We start from the raw sequence: 14,135 nt of genomic DNA, 5'->3' as shown, positions 1-14,135 counted from the left end.
CGCGTGCGCTTTGCACGGGGGGCCCGCGTCCCCCATTGTGCGCTGGACGGGTGCCCCGGCCGGGCCCCCAGGGAGTGACGCACGATGGCGGGGCAGCCGTGGACGGGAATGCTGGACGGAGTGGTCGCGTGGGCGAAGGCCCTGCCCGCGGGGCTGTCCAACCAGGTGGCGGTGGACGTGGCCGGGCGGCGGGTGCGCCTGTCGCACGCGCGGGTGGAGGCGCTGTCCAGGGGCGTGCTGGGCCGCGTGAAGGGGTTCACCCTGCGCGCCTGGGACACCACCCCGTCCGTGTACGACCTGCGGCTGGACGTGCGCGGCTGGAAGCTGCGGGTGGAGGCCACCCCCCAGCGCGTGGAGCTGGCCGGGGGGCGCTACACGCTGTGGCTGGCCACGCCGGGCCGGGTGGAGCTGGAGGAGTCCCCCGGCGCCTCGTCCCTGCTGATGGGCGCGCTGCGCACGGGGGCCGGGAGGGCCGCGCTCCAGGCCCTGGCGCGCAAGCTGCTGCCGCCGGGGCTGGCCTGGGACGGGCAGGTGCTCCGGGTGGAGGGGGCGCTGCCGAAGGAGGGCGCCCTGGCGGCGCGCCTCTTCGAGTCCTCCTCCCTGCGGATGACCGCGGAGCACGCGCCGGAGGGGCTGTGGCTGTCCGCCGAGGAGTGGCCGGGGCTCCTGGACCTGCTCCAGGCCGCGCTGGGCCCGGGCGAGGGCGGGCGCCTCTAGCGGCCCTCGCCGTCCCACACGTTGGCGCGGCCCTCCAGGGGACCGCGCTGCGGGCGGACGATGCAGAAGCGGTGGCCCGTGGGGGCCTCCATCACCCACCAGCGCTTCACGTAGGCGACGCGCTTCGCGCCCAGGGCCTCCAGCCGCTCCAGCTCCGCGTCCAGGTCATCCGACTCGATGTCCAGGTGGATGCGGCTCTCGTGCTCCACCTGCTGGAGGAGCAGCGAGGGCTCGGCGTCCGTCGCCTCCAGCTCGCGGTAGTGGGGCGAGTCCGGGTCCACCGGCTTAGCCTTCCGTCCCAGCGCCGCGCTCCAGAAGCGGGTGGCGGCTTCGAGGTCCTCGACCTTGCAGTCGATGACGAACGTGCTGAGTCGGCTGTGGTGCATGGCTGCGCTCCTGATGGGCCGGGCAGGGGGGAAGCCCGTTGAGGGGGGAGCCAGGGATACACCGAAAAGCATGAGGAAGGTACGACGGAGTGAAAGGCGCGGACGGCCTTAAGTGCGCCGTCCGCGTCAGGACAGAAGGCCTACTGCCCGCTCATGCCCGGGCCCGGCTTCCAGACCTTCACGGAGTCGATGGACGCGGTCCACGCGGTGGCGCCGGATGATGGAGGGGAGACCAGGACACCGCGCCTGGCTACTTGCGCTTCTTGGACAGGGAGCGGACGAAGACGGAGTCGATTCCGTGGATGCGCATGGAGACGAAGTCTTGCGCGGTGGCGTTCTCGTAGCCCGCGTCGCGCATCTCCTTCACGAAGGCGGCGGTGACGCCGTGGATGCGCATGGACACCAGCTCCTCCGCGCTCAGGTCCTTGAAGCCCAGGCCGCGCATCTCGCGGATGAAGTCCGGCGTCACGCCGTGGATGCTCATGGACAGGAGTGAGTCCAGGGGCAGGCCCTTGAACCCCAGCGCCGCGAGGCCCTGGATGCGCTCCGGCGTGACGTTGTGGATGCGGCAGCTCACGAGCTGCTCGAGCGTCAGCTTCGGGTAGCCCTCCGCGGCCATGGCCCGGACGTATTCCGGGGTGACGTTGAAGATGCCCACCTGGACCAGCTCCTCCACCGTGGTCACCTTCTGGCCCACGGCCGCGAGCGCCTGGACGCGTTTCGGGCCGACGTTCAGGATGGCCAGGAGGAATTGCTGGTCCGCGTCTGGCTTGGGAATGCCCAGCTCCCCGAGCTTCTTCGTGAAGCTCGCGTCGGAGGTGAAGCGCCAGGTGCCCACGCCCTGTTCGTCCTTGAAGCGGCCCTCGAAGTCGAACGTGCCCGCTTCGCGGACCAGCTTGAAGGGGGCGCTGCTGCCGTCCGCGGTGGACAGCCCCTGGAAGTCGGCGAGCGGCGCGGAGAAGCCGTGGTGCGAATCCGGTCTGTCCTTGGGCTGCAATGACAGATGCAACTGCTGCTCCTTCACGGACGCCCCCCACGTGCCGGTGCGTTGTGCGTCAGCGGCGAGGACGGGAAGGGTGAAGAGCATCACGACCAGGGTGAGCCACGGAGACAGGCGAGACGTCATGACGGCGACTCCTTTTCGGGCAAGGCGCGGCCCTCCCGCGCGCCCGGGAAGGCGCGCGCGGTGGGGCCGCTTGGGAGGGGAAGGGAGGGGTTACTTCCGGGGCTTCTGCATGCGGCGGATGAAGTCCGCGTCCACGCCGCCGGTGCGCAGGCGCACCAGCTCATCCACGGTGGTGGGCTTGACGCCCGCGCCTTCCAGCTCGCGCAGGTAGCGGGAGTCGACACCCAGCGCACGGAGCTGCACGGCTTCATCCAGGCTCAGCTTCCCGAAGCCCGCGGCCTTCAGTTCGTTGAGCCACGCGGCGTTGATGCCCAGCGCCTTCGCGGACAGCAGGTCGTCGGAGTCCACCGTGTCGAAGCCCAGGGCGGCCATCTGCTTCAGCCACTCCGGCGTGACGCCCAGGTGTTTCAGGGCCATGAGCTGTTCGGCGGAGATGGACCGGCCGAAGCGGTCCGTCATGGACTTCACGTAGTCCGGAGTGACGCCGGCATGCTGGAAGCCCACCAGCGTGTTCACGGTGGGCTCGTAGCCCATGGCGGAGATGCGCTCGACGACCTCCGGCGTGACGCCCGCGATCTTTAGCGCGACGAGCTGGTCCACGCTCAGCGGATCCACACCCACGCGGGTCTTCTCGTCGGCATCGTCCGACGCCTTCCTCGCCGCGCGAGCCGCCTCCTTCGAGGAGGGCCCGGGGTTCGGAACCGGCGCGATGACCGGAGCGGGCGCCGGGGGCGGAGCAGGGGGCGCCGCGAGGACCGGGAGCGGCATCGGCTGTGAGCCCGCGAGCGGGGCAGGTGCCCCGGCGGCGCTCACGGCAGGAGACGCCAGGGCCTTCGACTCCGGCGCCTTCGCGGGGTGCTGCACGGCGAGCGCCGTCAGCGGCACCGCCAGCGCCAGGCTGCTGGCCAGCGTGACGATGGACACCCCCGCCGCCCAGCGCGACGAGCACCGCGACGCGGGCGTCACCACCAACCGCCGCACGCGGTCCTTCAGCGAACCGCCCAGCGCGGACATCGCGGGCCCGCTGGCGTCCGTGCCCTGCAACCGCAGCGCCTCCAGGGCGGTGAGCGCTCGGGCGTAGGGGAGGGCGCCGGGGCCCTGCCGCACCGCGAGGTCGTCACAGCAGTTCTCGCGCTCCACGCGGATGACCTGGGACATCCACCACACGGCCGGGTGGTAGAAGAGCAGCGTCTCCACCAGCGTCTGCACCACGTTCACCGCGAAGTCGTGACGGCGGATGTGGGCCAGCTCGTGGGCCAGCACCAGCTCCAGCTCGCGCACGGCCAGCCCGGTGAGCGTGGCCGTGGGGACCAGCACCACCGGCTTCAGCCAGCCCAGCGTGGACGGCACGTCCAGCTTCGACGACACCAGCAGGCGCACCGGACGCGTGAGGTTCATCCGCCGCGCCAGCACCTCCAGCCGCTGCTGCCATTCCCATGACGCGTGCACCGCCTCGTCCACCTGCCGGCGCAGCCCCATCCAGCCCTTGAGCAGCCGCAGCGACGACGTCGCCACGCCCAGACCCCACGCGAGCACCAGCCAGGGCAGGTGCTCGCCCACCTGCTGGAACAGTTCGTCCAGCCGGGGCAGCCTCGCGGCCTCCTTCACGGGCAGGGGACGCGACGCGGGCAGCCGCGCCACGGCGGCGGACACCGGGACCGGCATGGGCGCCACGGGCCGCGGGACGACCGCCGTGCGCGCCGGACGGAGCTCCGTCGCGCGCGAGGCATGCCGCCACGCGGTGGCCACCGGCAGCGCCAGCATGATGCCCAGCGCGCCGCACGCCAGCGCGTAGCGCAGGTTCGCGGAACGCCGCCCCACCCACCGGAGCGCCAGCGCCAGGGCCACCGCCACGAACGCGCCCTGCCACACCAGGTGCACGAGCGCCCAACCCACCGCTTCCAAAATGAGACCGTTCATGACCCCGACTCCTTCTCCAGCGAATCCAGCAACTGGCGCAGCTCCGCCAGCTCCTCCGGGGACGTCTTCTTCGTGGACAGGGCCTGAAGGGCGAGCCGCGCCGGCGAACCGCCGAACACGCGGTCCACCAGGTCGGTGACCAACTGCTGCTGGGTGCTCTCCCGGGGGAGCCGGGCGCTGTAGACGTGCGCGCGCTGGGACTCGTCCCGCGTCACCAGCCCCTTCTCCGTCATGATCTGCATCGTCTTCAGGACGGTGGTGTAGCCGCTCCCGTCCTGGAGCGTCTCGTGGACCTCGCGCACCGTGCGCGCGCCCCCGTCCCACAGCACCCGCAGGATGGCCAGCTCGGCATCCGTGGGTCGCGGCAGCTTTCCTCGGCTCATGGCTTCCTCTCTCCTCACCGCTTCCTACGGATAGTTATACGAACGATTTCGTAGATGTCAACGAAGCCCTTCGTACTTCATGGGCAAGGGGCCCTGGAGGGAGGTGTGGGGTGCACGCGAAGGCTGGCGCCCAGACAAGCCATCAGGGAGGGGTGAACCGGACGGCGGGGTGTTTACCGTTTTCCCGACCGGGCCCATGGACGCGGCGGTGTGGGCCCGAGGAGCCGTCCATCCATGCGTGTCATCCTCTTCTGTCACTCCCTGCTGTCGGACTGGAACCATGGAGACGCCCACTTCCTGCGCGGCGTGGTGACGGAGCTGGCCGCGCGAGGCCACTCCGTGCGCGTGCTCGAACCCGAGGACTCGCGCAGCTTCCAGTGTCTGCTGGAGGAGCCCCACGGCGTGGCCGTGCTCAACGAGGTCCGCGCCCTCTACCCGCACGTGCGTCCGGAGCGCTACGCGCCCGAAGCGCTGGACCTGGAAACCGTGCTCGATGACGCGGACCTGGTGCTGGTGCACGCCTGGACGCCGCCGGACCTGGTGCGCCGCATCGGCGCGAAGCGGCGTGACGGCGGCCGCTTCCGCCTCCTCTTCCACGACACCTGGCACCGCGGTGTCAGCGCGCCCGGGTCGATGGCCCGCTACGCGCTGTCCCGCTACGACGGCGTGCTCGCCTCCGGGGACGTGCTGCGCGACCTCTACATGGAGAAGGGCTGGGCCCAGCGCGCATGGACCTGGCATGAGGCCGCGGACGTGCGCGTGTTCCACCCGCGTCCGCGCAACCGCGAGGTGCGGGACCTGGTCTGGATTGGCAACGGGGGGGATGACGAGCGCACGCAGGAGCTGCAGGAGTTCCTGGTGGAGCCGGTGCACGAGCTGGGCCTCTCCGCGCGGGTGCACGGCGTGCGCTACCCGGCCCCAGTCCTGCGCGCCCTCTTCGAAGCCGGCATCGAGTACGCCGGCTGGCTGCCCAACCACCGCGTGCCCCTGGCCTTCTCCCAGGCGCGCGTCACCGTGCACATCCCCCGGCGGCCCTACGCCACGCTGCTGCCCGGCATCCCCACCATCCGCCCCTTCGAAGCGCTGGCGTGCGGCATCCCGCTGGTGTCGTCCCCCTGGGAGGACTCGGATGGGCTCTTCACCGCGGGCCGGGACTACCTCGTCGCCCGGGACGGCGCCGAGATGCGGCGCCACCTGTCCGCGCTGGTCTCGGACGCGCAGATGCGGCACGCCTTCGCGGAAGCAGGCCTGCGCACGGTATTGTCACGGCACACCTGCGCGCACCGGGTGGAGGCGTTGCTCGTCATCTGTCAGGAGCTGGGGATGTCTGGCGCCGCCCTCCATCCGCTGTCCTCGGAAGGAGTCCTCGCATGAGCCATGGCCTGCGCATCGCCTTCTTCGGTGCCAGCGTCGTGTCCACCTGGTGGAACGGCGCGGCCACCTGCTACCGCGGCCTGCTCCGCGCCCTTCACGCGCGTGGCCACCAGGTCACTGTCTATGAACCGGACGTCTCCGGCTGGCAGCAGCACCGCGACCTCCAGGCGCCGGACTGGGCCCGCGTCGTCGTCTACTCCAACAACCTGGGCTCGGTGGACGAGTGCCTGGATGACGCCTTCGGCGTGGACGTCGTGGTGAAGGCCAGTGACGTGGGCGCGCTCGACGCGTACCTGGATTCGCGCGTGCTGGAGCTGCGCCGCTCCGGCACGCAGGTGGTGTTCTGGGACTTGAGCGCGCCCGCCACGCTGGAGCGCGTGGCGAAGGACGCCCACCACCTCTTCCGCCAGTGCATCCCGCGCTTCGACCACATCCTCACGTCCGGCGGCGGCGCGCCGGTGGTGAACGCGTACCGCGAGCTGGGAGCCAGGCACTGCGTGTCCATCCCCCCCGCGGTGGACCCGGACACGCACCACCCCGCGGCGCCCGAGGCGCGCTTCGCCTGTGACCTGGCCTTCCTGGGCCACCGGCTGCCGGATCGCGAGGCGCGCGTGGAGGCCTGCTTCTTCAAGGTCGCGGAGGCGCTGCCCCGCTCGCGCATGCTCCTGGGCGGCAACGGCTGGGAGGAGCGCGTCGTGCCCGCCAACGTCGGGCGCCTGGGCCACGTCTACACGCAGGACCACAACGCGCTGAACTGCTCGGCGCGCGCGGTGCTCAACCTCCACCGCGACAGCATGGCGCGCTTCGGCTTCTCACCGGCCCCGCGCGTGTTCGAGGCCGCGGGCGCGGGGGCCTGTCTCATCACCGACGCTTTCGAGGGGGTGGAGCAGTTCCTGGAGCCCGGCCGCGAGGTGCTGGTGGCCCGCTCCGGTGAAGAGGTCACCGAGCACCTGCGGCGCCTCACCCCGGAGGATGCGCGGCGCATGGGACAGGCCGCGCTCCGGCGCGTGCTGGCCGAGCACACGTACGCGCACCGCGCCCTGGAGGTGGAGGCGGCGCTGGGCTGAATCCTCCGGGTGCGCGAGCGCTGGCGTCGGTCGGGGTTGAAATCCGGCGGGGCGGGACGCATCGATGGAGGCACATGGCCTCGCCTCCGCCCCCCAAGCCCTGCGCCGTCTGCGGCCGGGACATCACCTGGCGCCGCAAGTGGGCGCGCGACTGGGAACAGGTGCGCTACTGCTCGGACGCGTGCCGGGGGAAGCGGACCCAGGCGCGGGACTCCCCCTGGGAGGCGCGCATCCTGGAGCTGCTCTCCCAGCGGGCGGGCGGCGCCACCGTGTGCCCCTCGGAGGTCGCCCGGGCGTCGGGTGGGGAGGACTGGCGCGCGTGCATGGAGCCCGTGCGCGAGGCGGCGCGCAGGCTCGTCGCGCGGGGCGTGCTGGACATCGTCCAGGGGGGCCGGGTGGTGGACCCGTCCACCGCGCGTGGGCCCCTCCGGCTGCGCCTGCGCGCCTGACGTCCCGGGATGTGGCGCCCTGCACAGGGCGTTCACGCAGCGTGGAATCGCGCTTGCGCGCACATGGAGGGTCCGGCTACGCGCCGCCCCATGGCCCACGACAAGAAGCCCGCGTTCGACATCATCCTGTGGGGTGCCACGGGATTCACCGGCCGCCTGGTGGCGGAGTACCTGGCGCGCAACCAGGACGCGCACCGCGCGAAGTGGGCCCTCGCCGGGCGGGATGAAGGCAAGCTTTCGCAGGTCCGCTCGGAGCTGGCCACGGTGCGGCCGGAGTTCGCGGACCTGCCGGTGGTGCTCGCGGACGCGAAGGACGCGGCCTCGCTGGACGCGATGGTGGCGCGCACGCGCGTCATCATCTCCACGGTGGGCCCCTACGCGCGCTACGGCAACGAGCTGGTCGCCGCCTGCGTCCGCGCCGGCACGGACTACTGCGACCTGACGGGCGAGGTGCAGTGGATGCGCAAGACCATCGACGCCCACGACGCGCGGGCGCGCGAGACGGGCGCCCGCATCGTGCACACCTGCGGCTTCGACTCCATCCCCTCCGACCTGGGCACGCTGATGGTCCAGGACTACATGCGGGAGAAGCACGGCGGCCACTGCGACCAGGTGCGCTTCCACCTGACGCGCATGCGCGGCGGCTTCAGCGGCGGCACCATCGCCAGCATGATGGACACCCTGGCGGCGGTGAAGGCCGAGCCGGCCCTCAAGAAGGTGCTGACCAGCGCCCACGCGCTGGACCCGGAGCCCTCCCGGGGCACGAAGGAGGAGCGCGACCTGGCCACGGTGAAGAAGAGCCCGGACACGGGCACGTGGACCGCGCCCTTCGTGATGGCCTCCGTCAACACGCGCGTCGTGCGCCGCTCCAACGCGCTGTTGGGCTACCCGTGGGGCCGGGACTTCTTCTACTCGGAGGTCTCCGACTTCGGCCCCGGGCCCAGGGGCCTGGCGCTCGCCGCGGCGACCACCGCGGGGCTGGGCGGCTTCATGGTCCTGTCGAACGTGGACCCCGTGCGGGAGCTCCTGGAGAAGCACGTGCTGCCCGCGCCGGGCGAGGGCCCGTCCGCCACCGTGCGCGAGCGCGGCCACTTCGAGGTGCGGCTCCTGGGCGAGGGGCACTCGCCCAAGAGCGGCCAGCGCGTGAAGGTGGAGGGGAAGGTCGCGGCGAAGGGCGACCCGGGCTACGCGGCCACGGCGCGCATGCTGGCGGAGTCCGCGCTGTGCCTCGCCTTCGACACCATTCCCAAGCGGGGCGGTGTGCTCACCCCCGCGTCCGCCATGGGCATGGTGCTGGTGGAGCGCCTGCGCAAGGCGGGCATGACGTTCGAGGTGCACGACCGCGCCGCGTGAGGGCGCTCCGTCAGTCACGCAGGTAGTGGCAGGTGTAGCCGCCGGGGTTCTTCACCAGGTAGTCCTGGTGGTAGCCCTCGGCGGGCACCCACTCGCCGGCGGCGGTGATTTGCGTGACGACGGGCCGGGGCCACCTGCCGGACTTGTCCACGCGGGCCTTCACCGCCTCCGCGGTCCGGCGCTGTTCGTCCGACAGGTAGAAGATGGCGGAGCGGTACTGCGAGCCCACGTCGTTGCCCTGGCGGTTGAGCGTCGTCGGGTCGTGCATGCGGAAGAACCACTGCTCCAGCAGCGCCTCGTACGTCAGCAGCTTCGGGTTGAAGACGACGCGCACGGCCTCCGCGTGGCCCGTCTCCCCGGTGTGCACGTCCTCGTAGGTAGCGCCCTTCTTCGCGCCGCCCGTGTAGCCGACCTCCGTGTCGATGACGCCCGGAATCTTGCGGAGGATGTCCTCCATGCCCCAGAAGCACCCGCCCGCCAGGTACGCCGTCTCGCGCGAGGCCTGCGTGGGGGCCGTGGCCTTCGCCAGCACGGTGGCGCCCGCGGCGGGGGCGAGCGCGCCCTGGGGCTCGCTCGGGGCCGCGCGGCCGAAGGCGGGCAGCCACGCGCCGTAGCCCTTCGCGGCCAGCTCGTTCACGGGGATGAAGCGCAGCGACGCGGAGTTGATGCAGTAGCGCAGGCCGGTGGGCTCGGGGCCGTCCTCGAAGACGTGGCCCAGGTGCGAGTCGCCGTCCTTCGAGCGCACCTCCACGCGCTCCATGCCCAGGGTGCTGTCGCGCTTCTCCACCACGTGGGCCTTGTCCAGGGGGCGGGTGAAGCTGGGCCAGCCGGTGCCGGACTCGAACTTGTCGCGCGAGGAGAACAGCGGCTCGCCGCTGACGACGTCGACGTAGAGCCCCTCCTCGTGGTTGTTCCAGTACGCGTTGCGGAAGGGAGGCTCGGTGGCCTCGTGCTGCGTCACCTGGTAGGCCAGGGGGGACAGGGTGCGCTTCAGCTCCGCGTCGGACGGCTTCGTGTACGCGCGGCCGTCCTGCACGGGCGCGGACGCGGTGGCCGCGGGCTTGCCGCCGGGCGGGGCGCCACGCGCCTCGGTGCACGCGCTCAGGGCGGTGGCCAGCACCAGCACGGCGGGCCACAGCCGGCGCGCCAGCGACAGGCGGGGGGAAGAGGACACTGCTCGGGCGGACGACATGGGTCGCGAAGCCTCCGGGCGCCGTCAGAAGAGTGGGCGCCACCTCAACGTACGCGCGACACCCGGGGGCGGTTACAGCGGAGGGATGCAGACCTGCCAGCCGGGCGGGCCTCTCCGTGGCGCGCTGGAGGGACGGGCAGTGGCCGGCGGGGGGCTGGAAGGGCTACGGTTTCAGGCAAGGACCGGGAGGGAGCCGATGAGCCGGGCACGCGGGCCACGAGGTCCAATCGGGCGGGTGACGGGCATCTCACGCGCGGAGGGCGCCAACGTCATCCTTCGCATCCGGGCCCTCCAGGGCGTGGAGGGCGCCGCGCCGGTGTCGGAGCGCAGCGCGCCCCAGCGCTCCTTCGCGGAGGTGATGGAGCGCCACGCGCAGGGGCTGAACACCAGTGAGCCCCTGCCGTTTCCCGTGGCCCCCAAGCCCCTGCCGCAACCCGTGCGCGGTCACGAAGACGAGGAGCTGATGACCGCGGAGCCCGCCCCCGACACCTTCGTCGGGCTCATGTGGTCCAAGCTGAAGCGCTCGCGCTGAAGCGCTCCGTCCGGACCACTACCACCACGTCGCGGCGAGCCCTCCCAGGGACACGTAGTCCTGGCTCGCGGCGTCGTTGGCGGAGTGAGGGTCGGCGGGGACGCTGAGCGTCCGCGTGGCGGTGATGCGGTAGGACAGTCCCACGCTGGAGCGCGGCAGCGGTGCACTGAAGCGCAGGAGGGCGGTGTCGCCCACGGCCATCGGTCCCACCTCGCACTGGAGCGTGCCGGCGACCATGAGGCAGTCCCGGGTGCTGGCCAGGAGGCCCGGGGGCAGCGCCACGGTGATGACGGCCCGGGTCAGCGGATCCGGCCCGTGCTGCGTGACGGTGAGCGTGTAGTCGATGCGCGGCACGGACACCCCCGGCCTGGGGACGGCGGTGAGCGTCACCTCCACGTCCGCCGAGGCGGCGGCGCGCAGCACGGACACGTCATGGCTCCGGGTGTTGGCGGTGACGACGTCCGGCTTCAGGTCACCGTCGAGCAGACCCACCGCGACCGCCGCGGGGCCCTCGCCGGTGGGCAGGCGCGTGGGCGCGCCGAAGGCGCCGTGGCCCTGCCCGGGCAGCAGGGACACGGTGTCCTCGTTGAAGTTCGCGGTGATGAGGTCCAGCATCCCGTCGCCGTTGAAGTCGCCGGGCGCGACGAAGTACGGCCCGCCCTTCACCGGGAAGTCCGCGCGCGAAGGGAACGCGCCGGTGCCGTTGCCGTGCAGCACGGACACGCTCTGGCCCCGGAAGTTCGCGGTGACGAGGTCCATCTTCCCGTCGCCGTCCACGTCCGCCACCGCGACGGAGTAGGGCGCGTTGCCCGTGGCGAAGTCCATGCGCTGCTGGAACGTCCCGTCCCCGTTGCCGAGCAGCACCGACACCGTGTCCACGAAGTTCGCGGTGATGAGGTCCATCTTCCCGTCGTGGTTGACGTCCCCCACCTTCACGGCGAAGGGGTTGGTGCCGGTGGTCACGTCCTTCTGGGACACGAACTGTCCAAAGCCCCGGTTCAGCAGGACCGACACGGAGTCATCGAGCGCGTTGGCCGTCACCACGTCCAGGCGGCCGTCGCCGTCCAGGTCGCCCACGTCCACGGCCGAGGGCTCCGCGCCCACCGAGTGGTCGGTCCGCGCCCCGAACGTCCCATCCCCGCGCCCCAGCAGCACGGACACCGTGCCCCCGAAGTGGCTGGTGACCGCGTCCAGGTGGCCATCCCCGTCGAAGTCCCCCACCGCGACCGCGCCGGGCAGCGCGCCGGTGGGCCGCTCCAGGCCGGGCGAGAACGTCCCGTCCCCCAGGCTGTGGAGCACGGACACGGTGCCCGCGGTGTGGTTGGCCGTGATGACGTCCAGGTGTCCGTCCTCGTCGAAGTCTCCCAGCGCCACGGCGCGCGGCCCCATCCCCGTGGGAGAGGCGCGAGGCGCGTCCAGCAGCGGCCGGGCCGGGCTGGCCGCCATCCGCGGCAGCGCCATGGCGACCAGCACCGCGACGCTGAACAGCATCACGCCCGCATGGGCCATTCGTGGGTGTCTCATGTCCATCCCCCTCTTCATTCACGATTCACGGCCCTGAACCGGCAAGGCCATATGAACGCGGTTTCCATGACATCCCCGCGCGGTGTCGAAGAAGTAAGAAGGGGGGCCGGGCGGGGCCATGTGTCCCGGGGGCGGGTGGGGTGACGGGCGGTGGACAGGGGCATGTCCCCGGAGGGACGGCTTGCGCGCGGGGTAGGCTGTGCCGCCCCATGTCCCTTCCGTCTGGAACCCTGTCTTTCCCCCGCCAGCCGTTGGTGGTCACCACGTCGGACCGGGTGGACGCACAGCTCGCACACCGTGCGCGGTGCGCGGCGGAGGAGGTGGGCGTTCCGTATGTGGAGCGTCACCACAAGCTGCCCCTGAAGAAGCTGCTCACCGACACGGCGGACGCGCTCGTCGTCTTCGAATCCACGGCGGTGTCGTTGGTGGACGCGGAAGGGACGCTGCGCTTCTCGCCGGGCCTGGCGCACCTGCGCGTGAAGCAGTTGGACGCGGGCGTGAAGGAGGACCAGCTCCTGCGCGTCGCGGGGCTGCGCGAAGGGGAGCGCGTGCTGGACTGCACGCTGGGGCTGGGCGCGGATGCGCAGGTGGCGGCGAGGCTGGTGGGGCCTGGCGGCCACGTCACCGCGTTGGAGAAGAGTCCGGCGCTCTACCTGCTGGTGCGTCACGGGCTCGCGGGGCTGCCTCGCCACCCGGCCTCCTGCGCGGTGGACGTGGTGCACGCGGACGCGGCGGCGCGGCTGCGCACGCTGCCGGACGGCGCGTTCGACGTGGTGCTCTTCGACCCGATGTTCGAGCGCGAGCGCAAGTCCTCCGCCGCGTTCGAAGCGCTGCGCCGCCACGCGGACTACGCGCCGCTGACGCGCGAGACGGTGGACGAGGCCCGGCGTGTGGCACGCCGGCTGGTGGTGCTGAAGGGCTCGCGCTACTCGAAGGACTTCAAGAAGCTGGGCATCACCCCGGAGCCAGCCCGGCCCAACGCCACGGTGTTGTGGGCCCGACTGCCGGGCTCAGGCAATCCCGTTCATCCTGGTGAAGAAGGAACTCCCTGATAGCGTCCCGGGCCGCCGTGAATCACGACAACCGGGAGCGACACATGAAGACGCTGAAGCGGGGACTGTTGCTGGTGGGCTGCCTGCTGGGAACCGTGGGCTGTGGCGTGGAGGCGCCGGAGGAGGGCGCGCCGGCGCAGGAGGACACGCAGGAGGTGTCCGCGCAGGCCAGTTGCATCCCCGGTCAGACGCGCACCATCAAGGTGGGCTGCTGCACGCCGACGCTGGAGCGCCGGCAGAACCAGATCTGCACCAACTCGGCGGGCTCCTGGAGCAACTCCGGCTCCAGCTACTGTGGCGGTTCGACCCTGAACTGCTACGGCGGCTGATCAGGCAGCCCAAGCCGCATTGCCCCATTCTGCGCTGAAGCAAGCCTCGCGCAGGAGGGGCCACTCTCCGGAGACGAGCCGTCCCCCTCCGTCCGACAGTCGGGCAGGTTGCCCGGGGCCGAGCCCATCTCCTCGCTTTCGGCGCGTTCCCCTCCATGCTCATGAGGAGGCAGCCCCGGCGCTGTTGGCGACAGAGGCGCCTCACGGGTCGGAGCCACGGAGAGGCCCTGTGCCCGAGGGTACGGAGCAGCCCCGAGCACCTCGGATGCAGGCGGAAGGCAATCGAGGCTCAGGTCCGCGACGGCAGGGAGTACCTCCAGAGCATCCTCCCGCCCGGTGGCTGACGCTGTCGCACCAAGGATGCCCTCTTGAGTGAGAAGGGCCTCCGGGGGCGCAGGTGCCTGGGGAGCAGGAGCGAAGGCATCCAGCACAAGCTCATCGCAAGCCTTCATCAGTGTCGGCAGCTCGTGCTGAAGCGCCCGCACGTCGCGCTCGTGCAGGATTGCCATCGCGCGGGAGGCCCACGAGCGCAGCGCGGCTCCGCCCAGCAGCGGCAGCAGTTTGGCGGCGCCTCCCATGAAGGCCCGTTGCAGGGACTGGACGAGGAGCACATGCCCGGGCCGCTCCGCCACCCGCGCCGCCTCCCGAAGCAACTCGAACTCCGCCTGGGCGCAGGTTGCCCCCGACTCCCAGCGCGCCGCGTCCTGGAGCCGGAAGCACGCGCTCCCCAG

The 14,135-nt window shown here is 71.9% G+C and carries 14 protein-coding genes; 8 read left to right on the top strand and 6 right to left on the bottom strand.

Features of this window, described 5'->3' with window-relative positions:
• Window positions 1–108 precede the first annotated feature (108 nt).
• A complete protein-coding gene (locus tag K8612_RS35310) occupies window positions 109–717 on the top strand; it encodes a hypothetical protein (RefSeq protein ID WP_223765473.1) in 609 nt (202 codons plus the stop codon).
• Here the strand turns inward: K8612_RS35310 and K8612_RS35305 are convergent.
• From K8612_RS35305 to K8612_RS35290, 4 genes are all read right to left on the bottom strand, one after another.
• Window positions 714–1,103, bottom strand: a complete 390-nt coding sequence (locus K8612_RS35305; RefSeq protein WP_223743411.1) for a VOC family protein — start codon at window positions 1,101–1,103, stop codon at window positions 714–716. The two genes, K8612_RS35310 and K8612_RS35305, sit on opposite strands and share 4 nt — an antisense overlap.
• Window positions 1,104–1,353: 250 nt before the next feature.
• Window positions 1,354–2,229 (bottom strand): 4-hydroxy-3-methylbut-2-enyl diphosphate reductase, encoded by an 876-nt coding sequence (locus K8612_RS35300; protein ID WP_223765472.1) that lies wholly within the window; start codon window positions 2,227–2,229, stop codon window positions 1,354–1,356.
• Between the two features lie 90 nt (window positions 2,230–2,319).
• Complete coding sequence (locus K8612_RS35295; protein WP_223765471.1) at window positions 2,320–4,149, bottom strand: M56 family metallopeptidase; 1,830 nt, start codon at window positions 4,147–4,149, stop codon at window positions 2,320–2,322.
• The gene (locus tag K8612_RS35290; RefSeq protein WP_223743414.1) at window positions 4,146–4,532 is read right to left on the bottom strand and encodes a BlaI/MecI/CopY family transcriptional regulator; all 387 of its coding nucleotides are present in this window, start codon (window positions 4,530–4,532) and stop codon (window positions 4,146–4,148) included. Before K8612_RS35290 ends, K8612_RS35295 begins: the two co-directional genes overlap by 4 nt.
• Before the next feature lie 234 nt (window positions 4,533–4,766).
• Here K8612_RS35290 and K8612_RS35285 point away from each other — a divergent pair, with 234 nt between their 5' ends.
• From K8612_RS35285 to K8612_RS35270, 4 genes are all read left to right on the top strand, one after another.
• Window positions 4,767–5,906 (top strand): glycosyltransferase, encoded by a 1,140-nt coding sequence (locus K8612_RS35285; protein WP_223765470.1) that lies wholly within the window; start codon window positions 4,767–4,769, stop codon window positions 5,904–5,906.
• Complete coding sequence (locus K8612_RS35280; RefSeq protein WP_223743416.1) at window positions 5,903–6,973, top strand: glycosyltransferase; 1,071 nt, start codon at window positions 5,903–5,905, stop codon at window positions 6,971–6,973. Before K8612_RS35285 ends, K8612_RS35280 begins: the two co-directional genes overlap by 4 nt.
• Before the next feature lie 74 nt (window positions 6,974–7,047).
• The gene (locus tag K8612_RS35275; protein ID WP_223765469.1) at window positions 7,048–7,422 is read left to right on the top strand and encodes a DUF2256 and DUF3253 domain-containing protein; all 375 of its coding nucleotides are present in this window, start codon (window positions 7,048–7,050) and stop codon (window positions 7,420–7,422) included.
• A 90-nt stretch (window positions 7,423–7,512) separates the two neighbouring features.
• On the top strand, window positions 7,513–8,775 hold the full coding sequence (locus tag K8612_RS35270) for a trans-acting enoyl reductase family protein (protein ID WP_223765468.1): 1,263 nt from the start codon (window positions 7,513–7,515) through the stop codon (window positions 8,773–8,775).
• Between the two features lie 10 nt (window positions 8,776–8,785).
• On the opposite strand, the gene K8612_RS35265 is transcribed toward K8612_RS35270, so the two are convergent.
• The gene (locus tag K8612_RS35265) at window positions 8,786–9,967 is read right to left on the bottom strand and encodes a bifunctional methionine sulfoxide reductase B/A protein (RefSeq protein WP_223743419.1); all 1,182 of its coding nucleotides are present in this window, start codon (window positions 9,965–9,967) and stop codon (window positions 8,786–8,788) included.
• A 235-nt stretch (window positions 9,968–10,202) separates the two neighbouring features.
• Between K8612_RS35265 and K8612_RS35260 the strand changes: the two genes are divergently transcribed.
• Entirely contained in the window at window positions 10,203–10,499 is a 297-nt protein-coding gene (locus tag K8612_RS35260) for a hypothetical protein (RefSeq protein ID WP_223765467.1), read from the top strand.
• A gap of 18 nt (window positions 10,500–10,517) precedes the next feature.
• On the opposite strand, the gene K8612_RS35255 is transcribed toward K8612_RS35260, so the two are convergent.
• Entirely contained in the window at window positions 10,518–12,023 is a 1,506-nt protein-coding gene (locus tag K8612_RS35255; protein ID WP_223765466.1) for an FG-GAP-like repeat-containing protein, read from the bottom strand.
• Between the two features lie 335 nt (window positions 12,024–12,358).
• Here K8612_RS35255 and K8612_RS35250 point away from each other — a divergent pair, with 335 nt between their 5' ends.
• Window positions 12,359–13,075: a class I SAM-dependent methyltransferase gene (locus tag K8612_RS35250; RefSeq protein WP_223765465.1), complete on the top strand. Its 717-nt coding sequence runs from the start codon at window positions 12,359–12,361 to the stop codon at window positions 13,073–13,075.
• A 44-nt stretch (window positions 13,076–13,119) separates the two neighbouring features.
• On the top strand, window positions 13,120–13,404 hold the full coding sequence (locus K8612_RS35245) for a hypothetical protein (RefSeq protein ID WP_223743423.1): 285 nt from the start codon (window positions 13,120–13,122) through the stop codon (window positions 13,402–13,404).
• The last annotated feature ends 731 nt before the right edge of the window (window positions 13,405–14,135 follow it).

This window comes from Corallococcus sp. AS-1-6 (assembly GCF_020037015.1).
Taxonomy (GTDB): Bacteria; Myxococcota; Myxococcia; order Myxococcales; family Myxococcaceae; genus Corallococcus.
This window is presented reverse-complemented; position numbering and strand designations above follow the sequence as displayed.

Excerpts from the sequence above, each read along its gene's own strand:
- K8612_RS35310 (WP_223765473.1), top strand. The coding sequence starts at position 109 with ATGCTGGACGGAGTGGTCGCGTGGGCGAAGGCCCTGCCCGCGGGGCTG.
- K8612_RS35305 (WP_223743411.1), bottom strand. The coding sequence starts at position 1,103 with ATGCACCACAGCCGACTCAGCACGTTCGTCATCGACTGCAAGGTCGAG.
- K8612_RS35300 (WP_223765472.1), bottom strand. The coding sequence starts at position 2,229 with ATGACGTCTCGCCTGTCTCCGTGGCTCACCCTGGTCGTGATGCTCTTC.
- K8612_RS35295 (WP_223765471.1), bottom strand. The coding sequence starts at position 4,149 with ATGAACGGTCTCATTTTGGAAGCGGTGGGTTGGGCGCTCGTGCACCTG.
- K8612_RS35290 (WP_223743414.1), bottom strand. The coding sequence starts at position 4,532 with ATGAGCCGAGGAAAGCTGCCGCGACCCACGGATGCCGAGCTGGCCATC.
- K8612_RS35285 (WP_223765470.1), top strand. The coding sequence starts at position 4,767 with ATGCGTGTCATCCTCTTCTGTCACTCCCTGCTGTCGGACTGGAACCAT.
- K8612_RS35280 (WP_223743416.1), top strand. The coding sequence starts at position 5,903 with ATGAGCCATGGCCTGCGCATCGCCTTCTTCGGTGCCAGCGTCGTGTCC.
- K8612_RS35275 (WP_223765469.1), top strand. The coding sequence starts at position 7,048 with ATGGCCTCGCCTCCGCCCCCCAAGCCCTGCGCCGTCTGCGGCCGGGAC.
- K8612_RS35270 (WP_223765468.1), top strand. The coding sequence starts at position 7,513 with ATGGCCCACGACAAGAAGCCCGCGTTCGACATCATCCTGTGGGGTGCC.
- K8612_RS35265 (WP_223743419.1), bottom strand. The coding sequence starts at position 9,967 with ATGTCGTCCGCCCGAGCAGTGTCCTCTTCCCCCCGCCTGTCGCTGGCG.
- K8612_RS35255 (WP_223765466.1), bottom strand. The coding sequence starts at position 12,023 with ATGAGACACCCACGAATGGCCCATGCGGGCGTGATGCTGTTCAGCGTC.
- K8612_RS35245 (WP_223743423.1), top strand. The coding sequence starts at position 13,120 with ATGAAGACGCTGAAGCGGGGACTGTTGCTGGTGGGCTGCCTGCTGGGA.